We start from the raw sequence: 18193 nt of genomic DNA on the forward strand, positions 1-18193 counted from the left end.
GCTGTCGCCTCCTTATTGGCACTGTTGCTGCCCAAAATAGACAAAAAAGCTGACCGGAGGCTGAAATGGAATATTGGTTGGGTATCGATTGTGGCGGCACCTTTATTAAAGCGGGTCTGTATGACCGAGACGGTAACGAATGCGGGATCGCACGGCAAAATTTAGCCATTATCAGCCCCCAGCCGGGATGGGCTGAGCGCGATATGACTGTGCTATGGCAGGCAATGAGTGCGGTGATTCGCCAACTGTTAGCCCGCCACACGATTCCCTCCAGCAATATTCAGGGCGTGGGCATTTCCGCTCAAGGTAAGGGACTGTTTTTACTTGATAAAAAAGGTGATCCATTAGGCAATGCCATATTATCCTCTGACCAACGGGCGCTGTCATTGGTTAAACAGTGGCAGCGAGATGGCATCCCACAAATGCTCTACCCAATCACCCGCCAAACGTTGTGGACCGGACACCCAGTGTCCTTGCTGCGCTGGTTGAAAGAACATCAACCCGGCCGTTATGAGCAGATTGGCAGCATTCTGATGGCCCACGACTATTTGCGTTACTGCCTGACCGACCAATTAGGTTGCGAAGAGACCAATATCTCAGAATCTAATCTCTATCCGATGGCCGAAGGTGGCTATCAACCCGCACTGGCACAACTGCTAGGTATCCCTGAAGTTATGGCGGCCCTGCCACCGATTGTGGCTTCGGCACAAATTGTCGGCACCATCACTCAGGCTGCCGCCAATGCCACCGGTCTGCCGGTTGGCCTCCCCGTTGTCGGCGGTTTGTTTGATGTGGTCTCTACCGCCCTCTGTGCTGGCCTGAAGGATGAAAGCCGATTAAATGCAGTGATGGGGACCTGGTCGGTGACCTCGGGAATCACCGACCAGCTTAAAGCTGATGTTGAATATCCCTTCGTTTATGGCCGTTATGCCGAAGCAGGTAAATATATTGTGCATGAAGCCAGCCCGACCTCTGCGGCCAATCTGGAGTGGTTTACCCACCAATGGTTTGGTGCTGAGGGCGGGAAAACAGACTACCAACAGCTTAATCAATGGGTAGCACAGTTACCCAAAGCAGGTAGCCAGCTACTGTTTGTGCCGTTTTTATATGGCTCCAACGCTGGATTAGGAATGTGTGCCGGATTTTATGGCATGCAATCTTTCCACCAGCGCCAACATCTGGTGCAAGCCATCTACGAAGGGGTGGTATTCAGCCATATGACCCACCTCAACCGAATGCTGAAACGTTTTTCGTCCGTCAGCGCACTACGGATTACCGGCGGACCGGCTCAATCACGGCAATGGATGCAGATGTTTGCCGACATCAGCGGGTTACCGGTAGAGCTGCCGCAAGTTGAGGAGACTGGCTGCCTGGGCGCATCACTGGCGGCAATGGTCGGCACGGGGCGCTTTGTCGATTTCAGTGATGCTCAGCAGGCCTTAACCCCGCAACTGCATACTCTGCAACCCGATCAGCACGCCCGACAGGCATATCAGGATAAATATCTCCGCTATCAGGCTCTGGTTGCTGCTCTTGGCACTTTGCAATGAGCTTCTATTGCTCAGGCAAGGTTGCGGCACCGACTCTATTTAGGACATTGATACTATGACAACTCAGCACCTCAGGCCGCAATTACAACTCGCACTGGACCATACCCGGCTTGATGCCGCACTGGCGACCACCGCGTTGCTGCACCGCCATGTCGATATCATCGAGGCCGGTACCATCCTGTGTATCAGTGAAGGTATTCAGGCAGTCAAAACTCTACGTCAACGGTATCCACAACATACGCTGGTTGCTGATCTTAAAGTGGCTGACGCGGGTGCCACACTGGCGCAGCAAGCATTTTCTGCTGGCGCAAACTGGATGACGGTGATTTGCGCAGCCCCTCTCGCCACCATGGCAGCCGCATTGGAGGTGGCAAAGCAACATGATGGCGATATCCAGATAGAACTGTTTGGTCACTGGACGCTAAATGACGCTAAAAACTGGCGTGACTTAGGGTTAACTCAAGCCATTTATCATCGTGGCCGCGATGCTCAAGCCTGCGGACAAAGCTGGAGTCAGGCTGATCTAGAGAGGATGCAGGCACTGTCCGACTTAGGAATCGAACTGTCGGTTACCGGCGGTATCACTCCTGCTGATTTGCCCCTCTTCCACACCATTGCGGTACGTGCCTTTATTGTCGGCCGTGCACTGTCTGAAGCCGAACATCCCGTAGCTACCGCCACCGCGTTTCACCATGCCATTGACGCTATTTGGGGGAAATAATATGCGCCAACATCCATTAGGTATTTATGAAAAAGCATTGCCTAAGCACTTGAGCTGGCCTGAGCGTTTAGCCTTAGCCAAAGCATGTGGTTTTGATTTTGTTGAAATGTCTATCGATGAAACAGATGAAAGGTTAGCCCGGCTCAGTTGGAGCAAAGCACAGCGTTTATCTCTGGTTGATGCCATGTTAGAAACTGGGATTGCAATCCCTTCCATGTGCTTGTCGGCTCATCGCCGTTTCCCTTTTGGCAGCCATGATGACGAGCTGAGAAAGCAGGCCTACCTTTTGATGCAACAAGCGATTCAATTGGCGAAAGACGTGGGTATCCGCACCATTCAGTTGGCGGGCTATGATGTCTATTACGAAGAGCAGGATGCTGGCACTCTAAGACGCTTTACCGAAGGGCTGCAATGGGCGGTGCAACAGGCAGCCGCCGCGCAGGTTATGTTGGCGGTCGAAATAATGGACACGCCGTTTATCAATTCAATCAGTAAATGGAAGGTCTGGGATAACTGCCTCGCTTCACCGTGGTTCACGGTTTATCCTGATGTCGGCAACCTGAGTGCCTGGGGTAATGATGTCAGTAATGAGTTATCGATAGGAATTGACCGTATTGCAGCCATTCATCTGAAAGATACTTATCCAGTCACTGACCAGTCACCAGGGCAATTTCGTGATGTGCCTTTTGGTGAAGGATGCGTGGATTTCGTCAATGTTTTTAAGACACTTAATCAACTCAATTATCGCGGCGCATTCCTGATTGAAATGTGGACGGAGAAAGCAGAGGAACCGGTGGCGGAAATTGTTCAGGCTCGCCGCTGGATTGAACAACGAATGCAACAGGGGGGACTCACCCCCTAATTTAGCGTTGGCTGCATTACGGTATTGGCAAAGAAACGAATTGGGAACAAAAAACCTACAGAGACGGCTGACATTGGCTGTGTAAAGGTGTTTATCACCACCAACAATGATTTACATTATGATCTATTGCTTTTGAGTAGCGCTGGGTGTATTGCTATTTCTACAGGATGTGCTCATAATCAATTTCCGTTTCCGTGTAGCAATGGTTACTGGAACGCCGCCCCGATTGTTCATGCAATCGGGGCGTTTTATTTGGCCGCTATCCACCATTTCTCACGCCAAAAACGCGCAACCGCCCCCTACCGTGCATCTCTCACTGTTTAGCTTTTGCCCTGACAATGATAAATACGGAACAAAATAATACTTTCCATCCGTTTTTCTTCCGTATTTTGTTGTCTATGATTTGTTCACCGGTCAACGAGGGGAGAAATATAATGCAAAAGATTACAGACGATCTGTCGGATCTCGAACGCTACTTCCAACAAACACACCAGCAATGCACCGCCAAAACACCTTGGTTTACGCGTTGGTTATATCTTCCGGTAGCAGAAAGAATGCAAATACTGGATGACTTACTGCTGCCATATTCAGAGAAGCCCCAACAGAAGCAATAAGTGCTGTGAGCGAAGCAGATAGCTGACCTCATGAAGAGAGGCCCAGACGGGAGGTGGCTACAACCGGCTCACTCAGATGTGTGCATTTTAGCCAACGCTATGGCAGCTTGAATCGCTGAGCGCGCTTGCGGGCTATTCTTCCAACAAGTAGAACCCACCATGGCCGCGGCACTGGTGACAATTTCACCCATATCCGCCTGACTGAGTTGCGCAAGGGAGGTAAAACCGAGTTGTTCCAGGCGGGTGACTACCGTTGGCCCGACCCCTTTGACGGCTAACAGCGCATTGCGTTCATCGGCGTTAAAGGCCATATCAGCTTACTCCACATTTAACTATCAGAGCCGTTTTCTGGCCGCATTCTCCGCACTGAAGAACCAGAGTTCTGGCATACGGTTAGGATAAAAACGAATTTCGTAGGTATCTTTCAGGGGGGCTAAACGCCAACGCGGCCGGGCTTCACGCTTAGGTTTTAAAAAACGTAACCGACCACGCGCACGCGCGGCTTGCGTATCTAACACCCACGCGGCAGAAGCCGATAGTGGCTGACGAGTATATTCGTCTTCAACGCTGATATCACAAATGCACAAAACCGTATTCCTTGCAGAAATTAATGCTGACATGATTATTCTGGATCTACCCTATTGAACCAACTGTTGCTCGCCAGAGATTTGATCTATATCACATATAAGTTGCAGTGACGTTGGCTGTATTTATTCACTCAACCCTTTCACTTATCAGTGATTCCCCCGCCATGAGTTAATCCCCGATAGCCTTTTACCTGACGTATCGCGTAGAGTGGCAAACTGAGTAATAATACTCTGTGCGGGTATATTGGCCCGATATGCAATTAATTGCCTGATATGCTCTACTTTCATCGGGTGCGTTTGATGTTATTTTCGGAGCAAGACTGATGCAAAGTGTTTTCGAATTATGTAAAGCCATTGGTTTAGGCTTGGTATTACTGCTGCCACTGGCAAACCCGTTAACAACAGTGGCCCTATTACTCGGGTTATCTGGCAATATGACCAGCGAAGAGCGCAATCATCAGTCGAAGATGGCATCAATCTATGTCTTCTTTATTATGACCATCGCTTATTATGCCGGTCAGGTTGTGATGAATACCTTCGGCTTATCGATTCCCGGTTTGCGGATTGCCGGTGGGCTAATTGTGGCGTTTATCGGTTTTCGTATGCTTTTTCCGCAGCAATCCGCTGAAGATACGCAATTAGAAGCAAAATCGCAGGATTTAAAGAAGCGAAAATCTATCAATATCGCTTTTGTACCACTGGCGATGCCAAGTACCGCTGGGCCAGGTACTATTGCCATGATAATCAGTTCTGCCGCATCAATGAAAGGCCACGCCGTATTCAGCCCATGGGTTGTTACGGTTGCCCCAGTGCTGATTTTTCTTTGTGTTTCATTGATTTTATGGGGTTCACTGCTCAGTTCCGGGGCCATTATGCGCTGGGTGGGCAAAAGCGGCATTGAAGCCATTTCACGCTTGATGGGGTTCTTGCTGGTGTGTATGGGCGTACAATTTATTATAAACGGCATCCTGGACATTATTGCCAACTACCATCCAGCACTTGCATAACCAAGAGTGAGATTGAAGAGGGAAACGCTAGCCGATGTTTATACTGATAACAGTTACGGCGCCTATAAGACTACATCGGTTAGCGTTTTAATATTACTCTGACATTGCCCGGTACGCGGTATCTACTTTCCACAAATAGCGTGGGGCTTGTGCGGCCGGATGTTTCTTTTGTATATGCTGATAAAACTCGTTCGGGCTAAGACTATTTATTTTATTTACTGCCAGACGTTTATCTGATGAAAAAGTCCGTAGCATCGCCCCCGCACCATTGGCATAAGAAACGATGGTGGCATAACGCAATGTTTGCGGATCACTTATCCCCGCTAACTGCTGGTTTTGCAAAATATTGATATACGCCGCGCCAATATCAATATTCTTCACCGGATCTTTTAATTCACCTGAACTCGGTTGACCATCACGCCCTTTCATCCGGTAGGCATCTCGACCAGCGGTAGAGGCTTTAATCTGCATCAAACCCACAGCATTCGAGGTGCTCACCACATCAGGATTGTAACCAGACTCCACCTGAATAATGGCTTTAATCAACGTTTCATCAACGCCGTAATGGCTGGCTGCTTGTTTAATTACATCGCTATAGGCAACTGTACTTGAACCGCCGCTGCTTTTCGGTGCGTTAAGGAAACCACCCTGTGGCGCTTTCTTCAGCCACCCGTTATTTGCTTGTGGTAACGGAGTTTGTTTAGCACACCCCGCCAGCAATAAAATTGCCATTAGGCAACCGACTTTTGGATTCACAGTATTCCCCGTGCTGATAAGCCGTTTTGTAGCATATACAAGTTGTCACCTCGTCCAAATAGATTTTTTGGCCTAGTTTGACCATTATCAACATAATGATCAGGCTATATTCAGTAACTATCGGTAAGTTTTAGTTTATTGTATGGCAAGGCTTGACTTCATCGCTAATGATATTGATAATCATTTTCATTTAAAGAAAGGGAACATCGCCATGTTTACTAAGCAAAAAATACCCTACCTGCACTCAATTAGCCGTATTACACCCCGTTTTTTATCTGCCATTACCCTATTGGCTCTTGTTGCATTCTCCTCGATGATCAGCAACTCAGCCTTGGCAGAAAATAAACCCAGCGACCCTGATAAAAAATTCAAAATTGTGACTACATTCACAATTATTCAAGATATTGCGCAGAATGTCGCCGGTGATGCTGCCATTGTTGAGTCAATCACCAAACCTGGCGCAGAAATTCATGACTATCAGCCCACGCCACGAGATATCGTGAAGGCACAATCAGCAGACTTGATTCTCTGGAATGGGATGAACCTGGAGCGCTGGTTTGAGCGTTTCTTTGAAAATATTAAAGATGTCCCTTCGGCTGTGGTTACAGATGGCATCACCCCCCTGCCTATCCGTGAGGGGCCATATAAAGGTATTCCGAATCCACATGCCTGGATGTCACCATCAAACGCTTTAATCTATATTGAGAATATTCGTAAAGCACTGGTGGAGCACGATCCCACCCATGCTGAAACCTATAATCGTAATGCCAAAGCTTATGCTGAAAAAATTGCCGCCTTGGATGCCCCGTTGCGTGAACGTTTATCTCGCATCCCCGCACAGCAACGGTGGCTGGTGACCAGTGAAGGTGCCTTCAGTTATCTGGCAAAAGATTATGGTTTTAAAGAAGTTTACTTGTGGCCAATTAATGCGGAAGAGCAAGGTTCCCCGCAACAAGTGCGCCACGTGATTGATACCATGCGCGCAAATAAAATCCCGGTGATATTCAGTGAAAGTACTATTTCCGATAAACCGGCGAAACAAGTTAGCAAAGAAACCGGTGCACAATATGGTGGTGTGTTATATGTAGATTCTCTGTCGAATGAAAAGGGGCCGGTCCCCACTTATATCGATCTGATTAACGCCACTGTACAAACTATCGCGAAAGGATTTGGTCAATGAGCCATGCTGTTTTTGTCCGCCCGGAGCTGGTAGTGGATAATGTCACTGTCACTTATAACAACGGGCATACTGCTATCTATGACGCCAGTTTCTCACTGACCGGTGGCACAATTTGCGCCTTGGTCGGTGTGAATGGTAGCGGTAAGTCGACACTGTTTAAAAGTATTATGGGGTTAGTTAAACCCAGTATCGGGAAAGTGGAGCTGAGTCATAAACCCATCAGCCATGCCTTAAAACAAAATACCATCGCTTACGTGCCGCAGACCGAAGATGTCGACTGGAACTTCCCAGTGTTGGTGGAAGACGTGGTCATGATGGGCCGTTATGGCAAAATGAATTTTCTGCGCATCCCGAGCCGTGAAGATAAAACCATTGTCGATAAAGCCATTGAGAGAGTCGGCTTGACGGCATTACGGTCACGTCAGATCGGTGAGCTATCGGGGGGGCAAAAGAAACGGGTGTTTCTGGCCCGCGCGTTGGCACAGCAAGGTTCAGTCTTGTTATTAGACGAGCCGTTCACCGGTGTTGACGTCAAAACAGAAAATGCCATTATTGATTTATTGCGCGCACTGCGTGATGAAGGCCATCTGATTCTGGTTTCCACGCATAACCTCGGTAGCGTGCCAGAATTTTGTGACCACGTAATTCTGATTAACCAAACCGTGCTAGCCGCCGGGCCGACCGAAACCACCTTTACCCAAAAGAATCTCGAAATGACTTTTGGTGGTGTTCTGCGCCATATCAATCTCTCCGGTACGGCACTGCACGATGATAATGACCCACGCACCGTCACGGTCATTACCGATGATGAACGTCCTGCGGTATTTTATGGTCACACCAAGAATGACCCGCCGGCACAGAGTCAGTCAAAGGAGAATAATCCCTGATGCTGGAACTGTTACTGCAACCGTTTAACTACAATTACATGGTCAAGGCTATCTGGGTCAGTGCGATTGTCGGTGCCGTCTGCGCATTCTTATCGGCATATCTGATGCTGAAAGGTTGGTCGCTAATGGGGGATGCGCTATCGCACTCCGTCGTTCCGGGGGTCGCTGGCGCTTATGCTCTTGGGCTACCTTATGCCGCTGGTGCATTCTTTACCGGCATGCTCGCCGCATTGGCGATGACATTAGTGCGCCATATCACTCGTCTGCGTGAAGATGCCATCATTGGTTTCATCTTCTCGACCTTTTTTGCTGTTGGCTTATTAATTGTTTCGCTCAACCCTACCTCGGTCAATGTCCAGTCGATCATTTTCGGTAATATTCTGGGGATAGCAGACGAAGATGTATTGCAGGTAGAGATCATCATTTTGGTTTCGTTTGTGATTCTATGTCTGATCTGGAAAGACTTGCTGGCGGTGTTTTTCGATGAAAGCCACGCCATGTCGATAGGACTCTCACCCCTGCGCCTGAAAATTTTGTTCTTCACCCTGTTAAGCGCCTGTACTGTCGCGGCTTTACAGACTGTTGGCGCGATCTTAGTCATTGCCATGGTGGTGACCCCCGGGGCGACCGCTTACCTACTCACGGACCGTTTCAGCCGTTTACTGATGATAGCGATTGCCATTGGTGCCTTTACCAGTGCCTTTGGTGCTTATCTCAGCTTCTATCTGGACGGCGCAACAGGCGGGGTCATTGTGACCTTACAAACACTGGTCTTCCTCTTAGCCTTTTTCTTCGCGCCGAAACACGGATTACTGGCGACCCGTTTTCGTTCACGGCAAAAACGCCGCCACCCATTACCCCATCTGCCAGAGGATAATGTATGAATACATTGTTTAGTCTGGTCAGCGAACCCTTCGCCTACCCCTTTATGCAACGGGCGATAGTGGCCGCGATTATTACCGGTGTGGTGTGTGCAGTCTTGTCTTGTTATCTGGTGTTAAAAGGCTGGTCATTAATGGGGGATGCTATCTCTCATGCCGTGCTACCAGGCATTGTGCTGGCCTTTTGGCTCGGTATTCCGCTGGTTATCGGTGCCTTTGTCTCGGGTATATTCTGCGCGATTGCCACCGGTTATTTAAAAGATAATAGCCGGGTCAAAGAAGATACTGTTATGGGGATTGTGTTCTCCGGTATGTTCGCATTTGGCCTGGTGCTATTTTCCCGCATGGATACAGACCAGCACCTCAGCCATATTTTATTCGGCAATATGCTGGGTATTTCATTAGCGGAACTGAAACAGACATTGTGGATTGCCGGCTTCACTCTGTTGGTGGTGCTATTAAAGCGTAAAGACTTCATGCTCTACTGCTTTGATCCAAACCATGCCAGGGTGATTGGGCTGCCGGTCAAATTGCTGCACTATGGCTTACTTTGCCTGCTGGCATTGACCATCGTGGCATCATTGCAGGCGGTTGGGGTTATTCTGGTTATCGCCATGTTAATCGCCCCCGGTATTATCGCCTTTATGGTTTGCCGTAGTTTTGATCAAATGCTGATTGTTGCCACACTGGTGTCAGTGGTGGCCTGTGTGCTGGGCACCTTAATCAGTTTCCATATTGATGGTGCCACGGGTCCCTGTATTGTCATTATTCAGGCACTGTTCTTTGTGGTCGCCCTGATTTATAGCCATATAAAACCCGTAAAGGGCCGAAAAATATCCCCTCAGGCCAAAGCTGCTAGCGCTAAAAACGTGCCGAAAGGTAACCTGCTATAATCAATTAAGTCCCAATAAATATGCCGGATGGCCATTACGCTGTACGGCATATCTATTATTCAGATTCAGCCAGCAGCAAGTTTTTTACCATGCCATTTTTGTCGTAAGATGAGCAAAACAGCGAAACGACTAACGCTTTACCAGTAGAATCAGTCTTTTGTTTGATCCGGCACGGGTATCCCTGTGCGCCAGCTCTTGTTCTTCGCACCATAAAGACGCTAACCTAATGATCTGTAGCCAGAGTCATTGGACTTGCAGGTAGCAGCGAATGTCAAATCGGCCGGGAGTCGATTTAAATAGCATTAATGCCAGCCCGCAGGATGAGCCTTATGGATTAGGCTCATTAATCCTGATGCGCTAATGTAGTCGAGTGATGAGGATAAGTTAACCTCGCTAACAACCCTGTAATTTCAAGTTCACAGGGTTTAACTGGCAGCTAATAGGGGGTGAATCATGTGGCAAGCAGTGAATCGTCTGTTAGGTGAATATCTCGGTCCCGCTGAAATTAGGGAAAGGACTGAATTACCGGGCGGAGATATTCATGAAGCCTGGCGTCTCAGTTATGGTGAGACTGAGGTTTTCGTGAAATGCGATACCCGCGAGATGCTACCCATATTTACCGCCGAAGCTGATCAACTCGCTTTATTATCCCGCAGCAAAACAGTCCAAGTCCCTGAAGTCTACGGCGTGGGCAGCGATCGCGATTACAGTTTTCTGTTACTAGAGTATATCCCCCTAAAGCCACTCGATGCGCATAACGCCTATTGCCTGGGACAGCAATTAGCCCATCTGCATCAATGGAGCGAACAACTGCAATTCGGGCTGGATTTTGATAATGATCTGGCCACCACACCGCAGCCTAATTGCTGGCAGCGCCGTTGGGGGCAATTCTTTGCTGAGCAGCGTATCGGTTGGCAATTGCAGTTAGCCGCGGAAAAAGGCATGTCTTTTGGTGATATCGACCAGATAACTGACTTAGTGCAAGCACGTTTACAAGGCCACCAGCCACAGCCCTCACTCCTACACGGTGATTTATGGCCAGCTAACTGTGCTGCCAGTGCCCAAGGGCCAGTAATTTTTGATCCCGCCTGTTATTGGGGAGATCGCGAGTGCGACCTTGCAATGTTACCGCTCTACCCTGCCTTACCCGCCCAAATTTATGATGGTTATCAGCGTGTTTGGCCGCTGCCTGCCGATTTTATTGAGCGCCAACCTATTTATCAGCTTTATTATTTATTGAACCGCAGTAATTTATTTGGCGGGCAACACTGGATTAACGCGCAGAAAGCGGTTGAACATTTGCTGCACCCCGAACGTTTTTAGTGAGATACCCGCTCGCTGGTTAGCACGAATAACCCGCCTATTATAAATAGCACCCCAATTATTGGCTAGCCAACCAATAAGGGTGCTTTTTTTATGACCAACATCTCATAACGAAAGACACCTTTCCTAAAAAAACATGAACAAAACCACAGATTAGATGCATTCCCACTGACTAATAATGACATGACACCCTGTTCTTTTTTGCCCGCGACAACCCACGGCAAAAAGCGCTTACTTAAATAAAATCTATACCCTAAATAATTCAAGTTGCAGGAAGGCGGCAACGAAATGAACCCAAGGAGTTGAGATAACTCAATGACTTGAGTGACAAATCGGTCAGGAGCAGATTTGAACGCTGCTTGCAGCGGCCTCGCAGAGGCGAGGCCCATGGATGGGCCGAGTAGCGATGGCAGCCAACACACATGCAGTTTGAAGTATGACGGGTATAAAGCCTTCGTCGAGGAATATCTCATAGCCTTCGATAGGCATTCTATTGCCAGTAATTGGGAGCAAGACAAATGGTGGATATGCGTGAGTGGGAAAACCTCGCTAATAAAGAATTAAGCAAGCGAGGAAAAAAAATAGAAGATTTGATCAGCAAGACGCCCGAAGGTATTGCGGTAAAAGCACTTTATACCGCCAGTGACCTTGATGGATTAGAGGTCACTGGCTCGTTCCCCGGCCTTGCACCCTACGTTAGGGGGCCAAGAGCCACAATGTATGCCGCTCAGCCCTGGACAATTCGCCAATATGCTGGTTTTTCAACGGCTAAAGAATCAAATGCCTTTTATCGCAAAAATCTGGCTGCGGGGCAAAAAGGTCTTTCTGTCGCATTTGATCTTGCCACTCATCGTGGTTATGACTCAGATAACCCACGCGTTTCTGGTGATGTGGGTAAAGCAGGTGTGGCAATTGATAGCGTTGAGGATATGAAGGTTCTGTTCGAGCAAATACCACTCGATAAAATGTCTGTTTCGATGACGATGAATGGTGCGGTGCTGCCCATTCTGGCGTTTTATATCGTCGCGGCCGAAGAGCAAGGGGTGGAGCCTGCGCTACTGACCGGCACTATTCAGAACGATATTCTGAAAGAATATCTGTGCCGCAACACCTATATTTACCCACCCAAACCCTCCATGCGCATTATTTCCGACATCATCGCCTGGAGTTCGCAAAATATGCCGCGCTTCAACACTATCAGCATCAGTGGCTACCATATGGGAGAAGCCGGCGCTAACTGCGTGCAGCAAGTGGCTTTTACTATTGCTGATGGTATTGAATATATCAAAGCGGCCTTAAATGCCGGTTTAAATATTGATGACTTCGCCCCACGCCTCTCATTCTTCTTCGGCATTGGCATGGATCTGTTTATGAACATCGCCATGTTACGCGCCGCACGCTACCTCTGGAGTGAGGCGGTCAGTGGATTTGGCGCAACCGACCCTAAATCATTAGCGCTACGCACCCACTGCCAAACTTCAGGGTGGAGCCTGACCGAGCAAGACCCCTACAACAATATTATTCGTACTACCATCGAAGCTCTGGGCGCAACACTCGGCGGCACACAGTCTTTGCATACCAATGCTTTTGATGAGGCTCTCGGCCTACCGACTGATTTCTCAGCACGCATTGCGCGTAATACACAAATAATCATTCAGGAAGAATCGGCGATTTGCCGCACCATTGACCCGCTGGCAGGCTCTTATTTTGTCGAGTCATTAACCGATCAAATGGTGAAACAAGCCAGAACCATTATCAAACAGATCGATGATGTGGGCGGCATGGCCAAAGCCATTGAGGTTGGGCTACCCAAACGGATGATTGAAGAGGCGTCCGCCAGTCAGCAATCACTTATCGATCAGGGAAAACGCGTTATTGTCGGGGTGAATAAATATAAGTTAGAGACAGAAGCTGAAACTCAGGTGTTGGAAATTGACAACGTTAAAGTGCGCAATGAACAAATTGCGCAACTTAAACGTATTCGCGCCGAGCGAGATAACAGCGCGGTTCAACAAGCATTGCTAAACCTGCGTCATGCGGCGGCAAACCATGAAAATCTACTGGAAGCCGCAGTTCAAGCTGCACGACTGCGGGCAACACTGGGTGAAATCTCAGATGCAATGGAGAGGGTATTTGACCGCTACCTGGTACCAAGCGAATGCGTTACCGGTGTCATTGCGCGCAGCTATCACCAGAGCGAGAAAGACGCTCAGGAATTTGATCAAATAGTGGCGCAGACCCAAACGTTCTTCAGTGAAAATGGGCGCAGACCCAGAATTCTGATTGCCAAAATGGGTCAGGATGGCCACGACCGGGGGGCTAAGGTTATTGCCAGCGCTTACTCTGACCTCGGTTTTGATGTCGATCTTAGCCCGATGTTCTCAACACCGGATGAAATCGCCCGTCTGGCGGTGGAGAATGACGTTCACGTCATCGGTGCTTCTTCCCTTGCCGCCGGCCACAAAACATTGATCCCCGAGTTGATTGAAGCGCTGCGTCAATATGCACGGCCAGATATTCTGGTGGTGGCTGGGGGGGTTATTCCGCCACAGGACTACGCCTTCTTGCGTGAACAGGGTGTGGCAGCAATTTATGGGCCGGGTACACCAATGCTCGTTAGCGTGCGTGACGTTCTGCAACTCATCAGCCGCCGCCATGATTGATATCGACAATATGGAGGACTACGTTCACCGTTTACGCCAGGGAGACCGAGCCGCATTAGCGCAAGCCATGACCCTGGCAGAAAGCCGCCTCCCCCGACATCAGGCATTAAGCGCTCGGCTGTTAGACCGCATTATGCCTTATACCGGTCAGGCTAAACGGCTGGGCGTTACCGGCACACCCGGTGCGGGGAAAAGCACCTTTCTTGAGGCGCTAGGCGAAGAGTTATTGGCACAAGGGCATAAGGTCGCGGTGATTGCAGTTGACCCCAGCAGCCCGATCAGTGGCGGCAGTATTTTGGGCGACAAAACCCGCATGCTGAATCTCTCACGCGCTGAGCATGCGTTTGTGCGCCCGGTGCCGTCAGGGGGCCACCTCGGCGGGATAAGCCAGAGTACCCGCGAGTTGATCTTGCTCTGTGAGGCCGCAGGCTACGACGTCATCATCGTTGAAACCGTCGGCGTTGGGCAGTCTGAAACCGAAGTGGCTGAAATGGTGGACTGCTTTATCTCTTTGCAAATCGCCGGTGCTGGCGATGACCTACAAGGCATTAAGAAAGGCATTATGGAAATGGCCGATTTTATTGTGATTAACAAAGATGACGGCGACAACCATAGCAATGTTGAGATCGCCCGCCATATGTATCACAGCGCACTGCATATCATTCGCCGTAAATATCCCGCATGGCAGCCACGGGTTCTCACCTGTAGCGCGTTGGAAAAACGCGGTATCCGCGAAGTGTGGCAGGCAGTACAACGTTTTTGGCCGGTCATGATGCAAAGTGGGCAGCTCACCACCTTGCGCCAACAACAAAATCTTAGTTGGGTGCGTCATCAGGTAGAGGCAAATGCACTTGCAATGCTGTTTTCTCACCCCGAGGTCCGCCAGCACTATCAACAAATTGAAGATCTGTTACGTCAAAATCAAATCTCGCCGCGAGCCGGTATTAATGACGTAACCCATTTTATTACACAAAAAATTATCAATTAAAGGGAACAACCATGTCTTATCAGTATGTCAAAGTGTTGATTGCCAATCGGGTGGGTATTATTGAGTTCAACCACACACGCAAACTCAATGCCTTAAGTAAGGTGTTTATTGATGATTTGATGCAAGCGCTGCATGACCTCAATCATACCGATATCCGCTGCATTATTCTCCGCGCGCCCGAAGGTTCAAAAGTGTTCTCCGCAGGCCATGATATTCACGAATTACCCACTGGCCGACGGGACCCACTGTCATATGATGATCCATTGCGTCAAATCACCCGAACTATCCAAAAATATCCTAAACCGATCATTTCAATGGTCGAAGGTAGCGTTTGGGGTGGTGCATTCGAGATGATCATGAGCTCAGATATTATTGTGGCTTGTAACACCTCAACCTTTTCGATGACACCGGTGAATCTGGGCGTTCCCTACAATTTGGTGGGTATCCACAACCTTATTCGCGATGCTGGCTTCCATATCGTGAAAGAGTTGATTTTCACTGCCGCGCCAATAACCGCGCAGCGTGCACTTTCGGTTGGTATTCTCAATCATGTGGTTGACCCCGCTGAACTGGAGGATTTCACACTGAAATTGGCCCACGTCATTTCTGAAAAAGCACCACTGGCGATAGCCGTTATTAAAGAAGAACTCCGGGTTTTAGGCGAAGCCCACACCATGAATTCAGATGAGTTTGAGCGCATTCAAGGTTTGCGGCGTGCCGTCTACGATAGTGAGGACTATCTCGAGGGCATGAGTGCATTTATGGAGAAGCGTAAGCCTACCTTTTTGGGGCATTAAACCTTCTCAACCAGAGGATTTCTTTATGAAACGGTCATATTGCATAATGAGCGCGGATGAAGCCGCTGAATGTATTGAACATGGTCATATGGTGGTGTTCAGTGGTTTTACCCCAGCCGGAGCGCCTAAGGCGCTTCCTGCCGCCATAGCCCGGCGCGCAATAGCGCATCATCAGCAGCAAAAAGATTTTCAGATTCGTTTACTGACCGGCGCGTCCATTAGTGCTAAAGCGGATGATGAAATGGCTGAGGCTGACGCTATCGCCTGGCGCGCGCCCTATCAAACCGCATCATTATTGCGGGAAAAAATCAACTTGGGCGCGGTCAGTTTTGTCGACCTGCATCTGAGTGAAGTGGCGCAAATGGTTAACTATGGCTTCTTTGGCGACATTGATGTCGCGGTTATTGAAGCCTCGGCGATCACCGCTGATGGCAAGGTGTATCTTAGCAGCGGCATTGGTAATGCCCCGGTTTTTTTACATAAAGCCAAGAAAATCATTATAGAACTCAATCATTATCACAGCCCACGGGTCGCTGAACTGGCTGATATCATCATGCTCGGTGCCCCACCACGGCGTAATACCCTGCCTATCTACCATACGTTGGATAAAGTCGGTCAGCCCTATGTACAGGTGGATCCGAGTAAAATTTTTGCCATCGTTGAAACCGAACTGCCGGATGCCGGTAATAGTCTGGACAGCGCAAACCCACTATGTGAAAAAATAGCCGACAATGTGGTGAGTTTCCTGCTTAATGAACTCAAATTGGGCCGTATTCCACCAGAGTTTCTCCCGCTGCAAAGCGGCGTCGGTAATATCAATAACGCCGTGATGAAACGCCTGGGAGAAAACCCAGATATTCCGCCGTTTATGATGTATTCAGAGGTGCTACAAGAGTCGGTGGTTCAATTATTAGAAACCGAAAAAGTGATGGGGGTAAGTGCCTCCAGCTTGACCGTTTCCCCCGCCTCATTGAAGAAAATCTATGACAATATGGATTTCTTCTCTACCCGCATTGTATTGCGGCCACAGGAGATTTCTAACAACCCAGAAATCATTCGTCGGTTAGGGGTTATTGCCCTTAACGTCGGGCTTGAATTTGATATCTACGGCCATGCCAACTCAACCCACGTTGCCGGTACGGAATTGGTCAACGGTATTGGCGGCAGTGCAGATTTTGAGCGCAACGCCTATTTGTCGATCTTTATGGCCCCCTCCATCGTCAAAGGTGGAAAGGTCTCCACCATTGTGCCGATGTGTACCCATGTTGATCATAGTGAGCACAGCGTAAAAGTTATCGTTACCGAACAAGGCGTGGCTGACTTACGCGGGCTATCACCCATGCAGCGTGCCACCACGATTATCAATAACTGTGCACATCCGATGTATCGTGACTACCTGCATCGCTATCTGGCACAGGCCAAAGGCGGACATTTGCATCACAATCTGGCGCAAGCATTCCAGTTGCACCAAAATCTGTTCGAATTTGGCTCAATGTTGGCACCTTAATCACCCTCTCGGTCTGAATGTATATAGCCCATGACTTTTTCGACGTGATGATTATTCTTGAGCGAATATAGGTACTCTCGCATATACATGGGCTGATTCGGTGCATCAAAATATTTCAGCTTGGCGGGGTTAACTAACCGATAAGCAAACTGAGGCACTACCGTCAGAAACTGCCCCTGCTCAACAGCACTGATTTTTGCCATAAAGCTGTAGGGGCGATAGATAATGGTGGGGTTAATGCCAATCGCACGGAAATGCGCATCCAGTAGAGCCTCAAAATTGGCCCTATTTTGGAAGCGCATTTGCAACCAAGGCAATGTATTCAACAACTCTAACGCCTGGATATTCTCAAAGCGACGTGACACTAAAAAACCGAGCCGTAAAGAGGGAAGCTCCGTGGCTTGCAGGGTATCAATATGGGTGACACGTTGTGACGCTTGCTGCGGGGAGATAATAAAATCTACACGGTTTTCGAGTAAGTCATCAATCACACTGTTTTCGTTAAACTCAAAAGGCTGAGCGGTAATCCCGTCGTATTTATCGCTGAGACTGAACAATTGATCAAAAATGATGGTTGGGTAAGTGTTATCAATTCCTATCACGATATTCTTCTGGCGCTGTGACATAGCCACAATGCTGTTATCTACAGCTGAAAGTCGTTGATAAATAGGAAATAGTTCCTGATAAAGCTCTTGTCCTGCTTTATTGAGGCTGATACTTTTCTCATTACGAGTAAATAAGGAATAACCGACCAATTCTTCCAGCGCCATAATACTTTTGCCGAAAGGAGATGCCGTCATGTGTAATTTTTCAGCCGCCTTCGCCATGCTATTTGTTTGGGCTAACACAATAAAATTACGCATTTTCTTGGAAATGAAAACGTTCATTACTTTACTGATATGACAGAGGAGAGAGTGCTACAGCATAAGGGAATCACATCAGAAATAGTGTGAGTGCAAGAAGAGTATCACTACCAT

Annotated in this window: 18 protein-coding genes; 14 read left to right on the plus strand and 4 right to left on the minus strand. The window is 48.6% G+C overall.

Annotation, left to right across the window (positions count from 1 at the left end; genetic code table 11):
- The first annotated feature begins 65 nt into the window (after positions 1–65).
- From V1952_RS12180 to V1952_RS12195, 4 genes are all read left to right on the plus strand, one after another.
- On the plus strand, positions 66–1550 hold the full coding sequence (locus V1952_RS12180) for an FGGY-family carbohydrate kinase (RefSeq protein ID WP_420074814.1): 1485 nt from the start codon (positions 66–68) through the stop codon (positions 1548–1550).
- Between the two features lie 55 nt (positions 1551–1605).
- Positions 1606–2271 (plus strand): 3-keto-L-gulonate-6-phosphate decarboxylase UlaD, encoded by a 666-nt coding sequence (gene ulaD, locus V1952_RS12185; protein ID WP_420071692.1) that lies wholly within the window; start codon positions 1606–1608, stop codon positions 2269–2271.
- A gap of 1 nt (position 2272) precedes the next feature.
- Positions 2273–3133, plus strand: a complete 861-nt coding sequence (locus V1952_RS12190) for an L-ribulose-5-phosphate 3-epimerase (RefSeq protein WP_372559157.1) — start codon at positions 2273–2275, stop codon at positions 3131–3133.
- A 434-nt stretch (positions 3134–3567) separates the two neighbouring features.
- Positions 3568–3747, plus strand: a complete 180-nt coding sequence (locus V1952_RS12195; RefSeq protein ID WP_083163601.1) for a hypothetical protein — start codon at positions 3568–3570, stop codon at positions 3745–3747.
- 68 nt (positions 3748–3815) lie between these two features.
- Here V1952_RS12195 and V1952_RS12200 read toward each other — a convergent pair whose 3' ends face one another.
- Both V1952_RS12200 and V1952_RS12205 read right to left on the minus strand, forming a co-directional pair.
- Entirely contained in the window at positions 3816–4058 is a 243-nt protein-coding gene (locus V1952_RS12200) for a helix-hairpin-helix domain-containing protein (RefSeq protein ID WP_420074815.1), read from the minus strand.
- 24 nt (positions 4059–4082) lie between these two features.
- On the minus strand, positions 4083–4334 hold the full coding sequence (locus V1952_RS12205; RefSeq protein ID WP_193784813.1) for a hypothetical protein: 252 nt from the start codon (positions 4332–4334) through the stop codon (positions 4083–4085).
- A gap of 323 nt (positions 4335–4657) precedes the next feature.
- On the opposite strand from V1952_RS12205, the gene V1952_RS12210 reads away from it, so the two are divergent.
- Positions 4658–5341, plus strand: a complete 684-nt coding sequence (locus tag V1952_RS12210) for a MarC family NAAT transporter (RefSeq protein WP_420074816.1) — start codon at positions 4658–4660, stop codon at positions 5339–5341.
- Positions 5342–5434: 93 nt separating this feature from the next.
- On the opposite strand, the gene V1952_RS12215 is transcribed toward V1952_RS12210, so the two are convergent.
- Complete coding sequence (locus V1952_RS12215) at positions 5435–6097, minus strand: transglycosylase SLT domain-containing protein (RefSeq protein ID WP_420074817.1); 663 nt, start codon at positions 6095–6097, stop codon at positions 5435–5437.
- Between the two features lie 211 nt (positions 6098–6308).
- On the opposite strand from V1952_RS12215, the gene yfeA reads away from it, so the two are divergent.
- The 9 genes from yfeA to V1952_RS12260 all read left to right on the plus strand — a co-directional run bounded on the left by yfeA (position 6309) and on the right by V1952_RS12260 (position 17216).
- A complete protein-coding gene (gene yfeA, locus V1952_RS12220) occupies positions 6309–7277 on the plus strand; it encodes an iron/manganese ABC transporter substrate-binding protein YfeA (RefSeq protein ID WP_420071689.1) in 969 nt (322 codons plus the stop codon).
- Positions 7274–8164: an iron/manganese ABC transporter ATP-binding protein YfeB gene (gene yfeB, locus V1952_RS12225; RefSeq protein ID WP_372559161.1), complete on the plus strand. Its 891-nt coding sequence runs from the start codon at positions 7274–7276 to the stop codon at positions 8162–8164. Before yfeA ends, yfeB begins: the two co-directional genes overlap by 4 nt.
- A complete protein-coding gene (yfeC, locus tag V1952_RS12230; RefSeq protein ID WP_083158679.1) occupies positions 8164–9048 on the plus strand; it encodes an iron/manganese ABC transporter permease subunit YfeC in 885 nt (294 codons plus the stop codon). The genes yfeB and yfeC overlap by 1 nt, the downstream gene beginning before the upstream one ends.
- Positions 9045–9938, plus strand: a complete 894-nt coding sequence (yfeD, locus tag V1952_RS12235; RefSeq protein WP_372559162.1) for an iron/manganese ABC transporter permease subunit YfeD — start codon at positions 9045–9047, stop codon at positions 9936–9938. The genes yfeC and yfeD overlap by 4 nt, the downstream gene beginning before the upstream one ends.
- A gap of 453 nt (positions 9939–10391) precedes the next feature.
- Positions 10392–11261 carry a fructosamine kinase family protein gene (locus tag V1952_RS12240; protein WP_420074818.1) on the plus strand — a complete coding sequence of 290 codons (870 nt, stop codon included), beginning with the start codon at positions 10392–10394 and terminating at the stop codon, positions 11259–11261.
- A 518-nt stretch (positions 11262–11779) separates the two neighbouring features.
- Positions 11780–13924: a methylmalonyl-CoA mutase gene (scpA, locus tag V1952_RS12245; RefSeq protein WP_420074819.1), complete on the plus strand. Its 2145-nt coding sequence runs from the start codon at positions 11780–11782 to the stop codon at positions 13922–13924.
- Positions 13917–14912: a methylmalonyl Co-A mutase-associated GTPase MeaB gene (meaB, locus tag V1952_RS12250; protein ID WP_420071687.1), complete on the plus strand. Its 996-nt coding sequence runs from the start codon at positions 13917–13919 to the stop codon at positions 14910–14912. The genes scpA and meaB overlap by 8 nt, the downstream gene beginning before the upstream one ends.
- Before the next feature lie 11 nt (positions 14913–14923).
- The gene (gene scpB / locus V1952_RS12255; RefSeq protein ID WP_083158674.1) at positions 14924–15709 is read left to right on the plus strand and encodes a methylmalonyl-CoA decarboxylase; all 786 of its coding nucleotides are present in this window, start codon (positions 14924–14926) and stop codon (positions 15707–15709) included.
- 25 nt (positions 15710–15734) lie between these two features.
- The gene (locus tag V1952_RS12260) at positions 15735–17216 is read left to right on the plus strand and encodes a succinate CoA transferase (protein WP_420074820.1); all 1482 of its coding nucleotides are present in this window, start codon (positions 15735–15737) and stop codon (positions 17214–17216) included.
- Here the strand turns inward: V1952_RS12260 and srsR are convergent.
- Entirely contained in the window at positions 17213–18103 is an 891-nt protein-coding gene (gene srsR / locus V1952_RS12265) for a LysR family transcriptional regulator SrsR (protein WP_420074821.1), read from the minus strand. The genes V1952_RS12260 and srsR overlap by 4 nt on opposite strands.
- Between the last annotated feature and the right edge of the window lie 90 nt (positions 18104–18193).

The sequence above is a fragment of the Yersinia sp. 2542 StPb PI genome (assembly GCF_048593855.1).
Classification (GTDB): Bacteria; Pseudomonadota; Gammaproteobacteria; order Enterobacterales; family Enterobacteriaceae; genus Yersinia; species Yersinia enterocolitica_E.